The organism is Aeromicrobium sp. PFPM2_SD2, from assembly GCF_057364525.1.
This window is the reverse complement of record NZ_JBNFNZ010000103.1, coordinates 1-6,706: the sequence shown is the minus strand read 5'-3', so window position 1 is coordinate 6,706 and position 6,706 is coordinate 1. Positions and strand designations below refer to the sequence as shown.

At 72.0% G+C, this 6,706-nt stretch carries 6 protein-coding genes; 1 reads left to right on the top strand and 5 read right to left on the bottom strand.

Annotated elements, in window-relative coordinates; all coding sequences use genetic code 11:
* Nucleotides 1–63: 63 nt before the first annotated feature.
* Nucleotides 64–591: an isopentenyl-diphosphate Delta-isomerase gene (gene idi, locus AC2W7G_RS06975; RefSeq protein WP_485867796.1), complete on the bottom strand. Its 528-nt coding sequence runs from the start codon at nt 589–591 to the stop codon at nt 64–66.
* A gap of 135 nt (nt 592–726) precedes the next feature.
* A complete protein-coding gene (locus AC2W7G_RS06970) occupies nt 727–2,907 on the bottom strand; it encodes a DNA gyrase/topoisomerase IV subunit B (protein ID WP_485867795.1) in 2,181 nt (726 codons plus the stop codon).
* A gap of 114 nt (nt 2,908–3,021) precedes the next feature.
* On the opposite strand from AC2W7G_RS06970, the gene AC2W7G_RS06965 reads away from it, so the two are divergent.
* Nucleotides 3,022–3,246 carry a DUF7455 domain-containing protein gene (locus AC2W7G_RS06965; RefSeq protein ID WP_131402319.1) on the top strand — a complete coding sequence of 75 codons (225 nt, stop codon included), beginning with the start codon at nt 3,022–3,024 and terminating at the stop codon, nt 3,244–3,246.
* 76 nt (nt 3,247–3,322) lie between these two features.
* Here AC2W7G_RS06965 and AC2W7G_RS06960 read toward each other — a convergent pair whose 3' ends face one another.
* Genes AC2W7G_RS06960 through AC2W7G_RS06950 form a run of 3 tightly spaced genes read right to left on the bottom strand, consistent with a single transcriptional unit; the run spans nt 3,323 to nt 6,487 of the window.
* Nucleotides 3,323–3,679, bottom strand: coding sequence for a VOC family protein (locus AC2W7G_RS06960; RefSeq protein WP_485867794.1), 357 nt, complete (start codon nt 3,677–3,679; stop codon nt 3,323–3,325).
* Between the two features lie 42 nt (nt 3,680–3,721).
* Complete coding sequence (locus AC2W7G_RS06955; RefSeq protein WP_485867793.1) at nt 3,722–5,032, bottom strand: IPT/TIG domain-containing protein; 1,311 nt, start codon at nt 5,030–5,032, stop codon at nt 3,722–3,724.
* A 54-nt stretch (nt 5,033–5,086) separates the two neighbouring features.
* Nucleotides 5,087–6,487: an IPT/TIG domain-containing protein gene (locus tag AC2W7G_RS06950; RefSeq protein WP_485867792.1), complete on the bottom strand. Its 1,401-nt coding sequence runs from the start codon at nt 6,485–6,487 to the stop codon at nt 5,087–5,089.
* Between the last annotated feature and the right edge of the window lie 219 nt (nt 6,488–6,706).

Below are 6,706 nucleotides of genomic sequence, written 5' to 3'. Positions count from 1 at the left end.
CGTCGGCCCCACAGCGCGGCGACGCGCGCTCGAGGCGCGCGTCCAGGCCGGCGTCCCAGCCGGTCATCGCACCGTCTCCAGCGTCTCCCCGGCCTCGCGGAGCGCGGCCAGCTGCTCGACCATCCACGGGCTGACCGCCCACGGCGCGGCGTCGACCGCGGCGCGCAGCTCGTCCGGGGTGACCCAGCGCAGGTCGCCGACCTCGTCGGGGTCCGGGTCCAGCGCGCCGTCCACGACGGCGACGAACACCGGGCAGAGCTCGTTCTCCACGATCCCGGACGCGTCGACCGCGTGGTAGCGGAAGGACGGCAGCAGGCAGCGCAGCTCGCGGATCGTCGTCCCCAGCTCTCGCTCGGCGTAACGGTGCACGGCGGCCTCCATCGACTCCTGCGGACGCGGGTGTCCGCAATAGGAGTTCGTCCAGACCCCCGCGAAGGTTTGCTTCGAGATCGCGCGGCGGGTCAGCAGCACCCGTCCGCGGTCGTCGAGCAGGTAGCACGAGAACGCGAGGTGCAGCGGCGTGCTGGTCGTGTGGACCTGGCTGCGGAGCGCGGTGCCCGACGGGCGGTCGTCGCCGTCGAGCAGGACCACGAGGTCTGCCGTGGAGTGCAGGATCGTCTCCCTCTGAGCAACGCCGGACGCGCGGCGTGGGCCGGGGAGAGTACCCCGGCGAGGCCCAGTGAACACGTCCGCGCCACGCGGCGCACCCCCGGTGCGCCGCGTCGCTCAGAAGTCGAGGTCGTCGTCGGAGATGTTGCCGCCGTTGGCCACGATGAACTGCTTGCGGGGGGCAACCTCGTTGCCCATCAGCAGCTCGAAGACGTTGCTCGCCTCCTCGGCGTCGTCCATCGTGAGCCGGCGCAGCGTGCGGTGGCGCGGCTCCATCGTGGTCTCGGCCAGCTGGTGCGCGTCCATCTCGCCCAGACCCTTGTAGCGCTGGACCGGGTCCTTCCAGCGGACGCCCTTCTTGGCCAGCGAGGCGAGCGTGCGCTGCAGCTCGGGGTCGGAGTACGTGTAGACGTACTTGTCCTGGCCCTTCCTGGGGTTGACCAGCTCGATGCGGTGCAGCGGCGGGACGGCGGAGTAGACCCGGCCGGCCTCGACGAGCGGACGCATGTAGCGGAAGAACAGCGTCGCCAGCAGGCAGCGGATGTGCGCGCCGTCGGAGTCGGCGTCGGCCATGAAGATGACCCGGCCGTAGCGCGCGGCGTCGAGGTCGAACGTGCGGCCCGATCCGGCGCCGACGACCTGGATGATCGACGAGCACTCGGCGTTCTTCAGCATGTCGCCGATCGACGCCTTCTGGACGTTGAGGATCTTGCCGCGGATCGGCAGCAGCGCCTGGAACTCCGAGTCGCGCGCGGCCTTCGCCGTGCCGAGCGCGGAGTCGCCCTCCACGATGAACAGCTCGGTGCGCTCGGCGTCCGTGGCGCGGCAGTCGGCCAGCTTGGCCGGCAGGGCGCTGGACTCCAGCGCGTTCTTGCGCCGCTGGGTGTCGCGCTGCTGGCGGGCGAGCAGGCGGGTGCGGGCGGCCGAGGCCACCTTGTCCATGACCGAGCGGGCCTTGGTCTTCTGCGCGGCCTTCGTCGAGGTCAGGAAGCTCTTCAGCTCGGCGGCGACGACCTTGTTGACGATGCGGGTCACCGGCGGGGTGCCCAGCACCTCCTTGGTCTGGCCCTCGAACTGCGGCTCGGCGAGGCGGACGGTGACGACGGCGGTGAGACCCTCGAGCACGTCCTCCTTCGTGACGTCGGCGTCGTTGGCCTTGAGCACGCGGCTCGCACGCAGCACCTCGTTGAACGTCTTGGTGAGGGCCCGCTCGAAGCCCTGGACGTGGGTGCCGCCCTTGGGCGTGGCGATGATGTTGACGAACGAGCGCACGTCGGTCTCGTAGCCCGTGCCCCAGCGCACCGCGATGTCGACGCCGAGCTCGCGCTCGACGTCCTGCGGGGTCATGTGGCCGTGCTCGTCGAGCACCGGGACGGTCTCGGTGAACGTGCCCTCGCCCTGCAGGCGCAGCACGTCGGTCACCGGCTCGTCGGCGGCCAGGAAGTCGCAGAACTCCGAGATGCCGCCCTCGTGACGGAACTTCTCCTCGTGCAGCTCGCCGGCCCGCTCGTCGCGGATGACGATCTCCAGGCCGGGCACCAGGAACGTCGTCTGACGCGCCCGCGCGACCAGGTTGTCGTAGCTGAACGCGGCGTCCTTGATGAAGATCTGCGGGTCCGACCAGTAGCGCACGCGCGTGCCGGTGACCGTCTTCTTGACCTTGGCGACCTTGCGCAGCTCGTTGGTCGGGGTGAACGGCGCGTCCGGGCCGTCGCCGTCGAAGACGCCGGGCACGCCGCGGCGGAACGACATCGCCCACGTGGCGCCGCCCTTGTCGACCTCGACGTCCAGGCGCTGCGACAGCGCGTTGACGACCGAGGCGCCGACGCCGTGCAGGCCGCCGGTGGCGTTGTAGGAGCCGCCGCCGAACTTGCCGCCGGCGTGCAGCTTGGTGAACACGACCTCGACGCCGGTCAGGCCGGTCTTGGGCTCCACGTCGACCGGGATGCCGCGGCCGTCGTCGCGGACCTCGACCGAGCCGTCGGCGTGCAGCAGGATGTCGATGTGCTCGCAGAACCCGCCGAGCGCCTCGTCGACGGCGTTGTCGATGATCTCCCACAGGCAGTGCATGAGGCCGCGGGTGTCGGTCGACCCGATGTACATGCCGGGTCGCTTGCGGACCGCCTCGAGTCCTTCCAGGACCAGGAGGTTGCGGGCGTCGTACGTGCTCTCGATGGTGCGGCCTGCCTCGGTGCGTGGCGCCCTGGGACGCCGGGGAGATTGACTGCTCCACGATAACGACCGGGTCCTGGCGAAACGGCGCCGGACACGCCTCGAGGTGCGTAGGTTTGGGCTCATCGGCAAGGATCGTGGGACACAGGTCACCTCGACCGCCCCGGAATAGCCCTCCGTGGTTGGATGTTGACCTAGGCGACAACGCACGGACCCGAACGACCGAGGAAAGAGGTCACTGTGGAGACACTCGCAGAGCCCACGCTGAACGCCACCGACCGGTGTGACCGTTGCGGCGCCCAGGCCTACGTGCGGGTCACGCTCGGCAGCGGCGGCGAGCTGCTGTTCTGCGCGCACCACGCCCGTGAGCACGAGGACAAGCTGCGCGAGGTCTCGAGCCGCATCCACGACGAGACCGGACGCCTGGTGGCGACCCCGGCGATCGCGGCCGACGACGAGGCCTGACCAGACCGCAGCACGACAGACTTCCACCGCAGGGCCCGGTTCCACTCGGAACCGGGCCCGTGCGCGTCCGTGGGCCCTACTCCGCTCCCCCGGCGTCGGCGACCACCACGCCACCCAGGCCGACCTGGTTGCCGTCCGGGTCGAGGTAGTTCGCCTTGCGGACGCCGTTGGGGTACTCCTCGCGCGAGACCGGCTCGATGCCGCGCTCCGCGGTGGCCGACACCTGCGCCTCCAGGTCGTCCACGAACAGCAGGACGCGCGCGTGCCCGGCGTGCTCCGGCGCGTGCTCGACGAAGATCGCCCGGCCGTCGTCCAGGTCCCAGACCGACTCCTGCGGGGACGCCACGAACGTGGCCGGCTCCCCCAGGAACCGCTCGTACCAGGCACACGCACGGCCGATCTCGGTGACCGGCAGACCGGCGAAGAGCTCCATGTCCGGACGGTAGGCGCGTCCCGGTGGGCACGGCAAGGGCCGTCAGCGCGGCGCCGGCCCCACCCGTTGGAAGGTGCCCCGCCGCAGGCCCCAGCAGGCGATCGAGTCGTAGCAGGAGACGGCGTCGAACCCGCGCAGCCCGGACGGGCTCGCGGCCACGTCCCTGTCGAGCAGGAACCAGTCGCGGTAGGGCGCTCCCGCGGAGGTCCGTCCGTCGACGAGCACCACGCAGTACCAGTACGAGCAGTCGCGCAGGCTGACCGTCCCGCGCCGCGGCTGCTTCACCGACGTGGCGTGCGCGTACCCGATGCTCCAGGCCCGTCCGGTGAAGTACGCGACCTGCTGCACCCCGGTGCGCGGGTCCGGCTGGCCGGCACTGACGCAGCGCTCCCGGCCGGTGCACTGCAGCTCACCGACGACCGCCCGCGTGAGCGAGCTGTGCCGCAGGCCCGAGGACGCGTACATCGTCCGCACCGGCGCCCAGGTGTCGGTGACCATCGAGTAGATGCGGAAACGGTCGGTGCCGCGGGAGGTCACGACGCACCCGTTCTCCGTGCAGGACGCGGCCGAGGCACCGCCGGGCACGACGTCCAGGCCGGCGCTCCAACGGCCTCCGTTCCGGTACACGTGCACGAGACGGCCCGCCGTGGCGATGCAGCTGCGGCTCGCGCAGGACAGCGAGCGCAGCCCGGGGATCGAGCCGAGGTCCGTCCACGTCGTGCGGTTGAAGCGCCAGGTGTGGCCGTCCACGCCGTACGCCATGCACGCGGTCTCGTCAGAGCAGTCGATGGCGACCGGCTCCGATCCCGTGCCGGTGGGCGTCACGGCGGTCCACGCCCCGTCCCGGTAGGTGCTCAGCCCCCGGTCGCCGACCGCCCCGCAGAACGTCTCCTCGGGACAGGAGAGCGCCGCGACGGTCCGGCTGCTCACGGTGCTCACCGGCGGGGCGACGGTCGCGGGACCCTGGGCCTGCAGACGGGGAGGCACCTCGGTCCGGTAGTACTGGAACTTCGACAGGCTCGTGGCGGTCGAGGCCCGCCCGGGCCGCGCGACCCGGACGTCGAGGATCCCGGGCCCGTGGCGCGGCACCCGGACGGTGATCTCGGTGGACGACCACACGTGCAGGTTCCGGGTGCGGACTGAGCCGAACGCGACGACGTACACGCCGTTGAACCCGGCGCCGCGCAGCGTGACGATGCGCCCGCCCGCGACCGGGCTGCCGTCGGCCGCGATGCCCGTGACGACGGGCGTGACGGCAGCGGCCTCGCCCCGGGCCTGCTCCGCGGACGTGGTCGTCCGGGCGGTGGCCGGGGACGCCAGGCCCAGCAGCACGACCAGCACCGCTACGAGCACCGGGACACGACGCGACGCACGAACCGACACCAGGACCACCCCGATCAGGAGTCCTCAGTGAAACAGCCGCACGCCGTCCGCGCCCGAGCGGCGGACGACCGTGCGGGTTTCGTGCGGGGTGGGCTCAGCCGGTGACCGTGCGGTCGCGTCCGGCCTCGAGCCGCGGCACTTCGCGGTGACCTGCCAGCACGAGAGCGCGTCGACGTCCCTGGTCGGGGTCGTGCGGCTGGGAGCCGTGAACCCGGTGCCGTCATAGACGGTCCACTCGCTGGAGCCGGCGCCGTCCACGTCCCACTCGAAGAAGGTGCCCACGACGCAGCGTCCGTCCTGGCACTCCTTGATCTGCGTGCGACCGTTCCCGTTCGGCACGGTGGCGTTGCTGGCGTCCCGGACACGGGCGATGCTCCAGGCCTGGCCCCCGCTCAGGATGGCGTAGTTCTGGTCGCCGTTGGTCGACGAGGTCGTCTGCTGGATCTTGCCCAGGCTCAGGCACCACTGGGTCGAGGTGCACTGCAGCTGGCCCGTGACGTCCTTGGTCAGCGAGCTGCTGCGCAGGGCCGACGTGGCGTACATGGGACGCTGCGCGACCCAGGCGTTGCTCGCGAACGAGTAGGTGCGCCAGTACTTGGTGCGGGACGTGACCACGCAGCCGGTCGGCGTGCACGAGGCGCCGGCGACGCCGCCGCTGACCGGGTTCAGGGCGCCGCCCCAGGCGCCGTTGCGGTAGAGGTAGGCGCGCTGCCCGGCCTCGGCGATGCACACGCCGCCGCGGTCGGCGACGCACGAGAGGTTCTTGACGCCGGCGAGCGCGCCGAGGTCGGTCCAGGTGCCGTCCTGGTAGCGCCAACGGTGGCCGTCGGTGCTGTAGGCCATGCAGAACTCGTCGTCGCACGAGACGAGCGGCGTGGCGGTGCCGCGGCCGGTCGGGGTCACGGCCGACCACTGGTCGCCGTCCAGCACGCTGAGGCCGAGGTCACCCACGGCGCCGCAGAAGGTGGCCGACGTGCACGACAGGTCGGCCGCGACGGGCAGGTAGCCCTCGTCGTCCACCGTCGAGACAGCCGGCGCCGGGCGTCCGCCGGACGGACGCAGCACCGGGCTGGTCGGCGTCACGTAGCGGTAGCGGGCCTTCGTCGAGGCGGCCGACGCCTTGCCGGGCCGGGCGACGCGGACGTAGACGGTGCCGGCGCCGTGCTTGGGCACGCGCACCGTCATCTCGGTGGACGACCACACCCGGAAGTTCCTGGTCTTGGTCGAGCCGAACGCGACGGTGTGCACGCCGGTGAAGTTGGTGCCGCGCAGCGTGACGAACGAGCCACCGGCGGTGGACCCGCGGTCGCTCGCGACGGCGGTCACGGTCGGCGCGGCGGCTGCGGACGCGGTCGGCGCCGCCAGCAGCGGCACGAGCAGCACCGCGACGGCCGCCAGCAGCGGCAGGAGACGAGATGGACGCATGAAAGGCCCCCCGAGGTCTAGGACGACGCGCACATCTCATCACGAACCGGTGTCGCGACGGGCCGGAACCATCCGGTTCAGTGCCGGTCGCCGGGTCCGCCGAGATGGGCGTCCATCTCGGCGTGCAGCGCGTCGAGCTGCGCGGCCACCGAACGCCGGTGGGCCGCCCGCTGCCGGACGCCGCCGACCGGCACGTCGGCGCGGCGCTGCAGGTTCCGC